The organism is Brevibacterium yomogidense (assembly GCF_016107685.1).
GTDB classification, from domain to species: domain Bacteria; phylum Actinomycetota; class Actinomycetes; order Actinomycetales; family Brevibacteriaceae; genus Brevibacterium; species Brevibacterium yomogidense.
In genome coordinates, this window is sequence record NZ_JABASY010000018.1 from 1 (window position 1) to 1354 (window position 1354).

Annotated in this window: 1 protein-coding gene; it reads left to right on the forward strand. The window is 60.0% G+C overall.

Translation table 11 applies throughout. From position 1 onward, the window contains the following. The first annotated feature begins 91 nt into the window (after positions 1-91). A complete protein-coding gene (locus JFC09_RS16195) occupies positions 92-1333 on the forward strand; it encodes a DDE-type integrase/transposase/recombinase (RefSeq protein ID WP_198395084.1) in 1242 nt (413 codons plus the stop codon). Positions 1334-1354: the final 21 nt, after the last annotated feature.

Here is a 1354-nt window from a genome sequence, read left to right on the forward strand (position 1 = left end):
CGGTGTGATGTCTCAGTACATAATTGACAACTAGGTCTCAAGACATAGTTGACACTTCAGAAGTCTCACGACTTAGTTGACACTCGCTCGAATGAACCAGATCTCGGATCGAGTGCGTCAACAAGTCATCGATTGGCCATCGACGGCAGAACACGGTGCGATCACCGCGTTCTGCCGAAAACACGGAGTCTCTCGCGCATGGTTCCACAGCATCCGAAAACGCGTTGCCACGAACCCCGACACAGTCACCATCAAAGCCAGCACCCGCCCTCACCGCAGCCCTCGGGCCACGTCCGCGATCGTCACCAGCGCAGTCCTAGGCACACGCGCGACACTTCTAGCAGAAGGAAAGGACTACGGTCCTCTTTCCATCCGCGATGCCCTCAACCGCACCGGTCCGGAACCAGTCCCGTCACGGGCCACCATCGCGCGCATTCTTGATCGTGCACACCTGCCTGTCCGGAACAAGAAGAAACGCCCCAAGACCTCCTACAAGCGCTTCGCGGCGGAACTGTCCAATCAGCGGTGGCAAGCAGACGGAGTGGGCATCACTCTGGGCACTGGCAAAGCGGTCACAATCATCCACATCATCGATGACGCGACCCGGTATGTCCTTGGCTTACATCCGGACCACGAGGAAACCTCTGCCGCGGTCGTCGAAGCGTTCGCCCGCGCGATCGACGTCTACGGCCGACCCGTGCTCGTCCATACGGACAACGGCACAGCGTTCAATCGGGAGCGCTACGGGCGCACCACACAGCTGATGAGGTTCCTCCACGATCTCGGGGTGAAGATGATCACCGGCAAGCCCGGACATCCACGCTCCCAGGGCAAGATCGAACGTGCCCACCAGAGCCTGATCACGTTCGTCGACGCGCATGCCCCCAACACTCGAAGTGAGCTGGATGACGTGCTTCTGGCCTACGCGCAGTGGTACAACCACGAACGCTGTCACCAAGCTCTGCCCCCGCATACGACTCCCGGGCAGATGTACGCGTCGTTAGCGAAGGTCGCTCCACCTGGCGACCCGATCAGTCCGCCCGCGAAGACGATTCGGATCCACGAGGATCGTCGAGCAGCCACCGATGCGGTGAACACGCGCCAGGCGGGAACTCGCGGCGGCTTTCGCGTCTGGGGTAAGAGGTTCATGTTGGGCCGTGACTGGGCCGGCCACATCGTTCACATCGTGTCGCACGTTGACCACCTGGAGATCTTTGATTCCGAAGGAACGTTCCTGACCTCCACGGTGTGGCCACCGACCCAGTTCTCCACCGGGCTGAACCGGTACATCGACACCGGCCCACCAGATTCCGAAGTGTCAACTATGTCTTGAGACTCAACTGTCAACTATGTC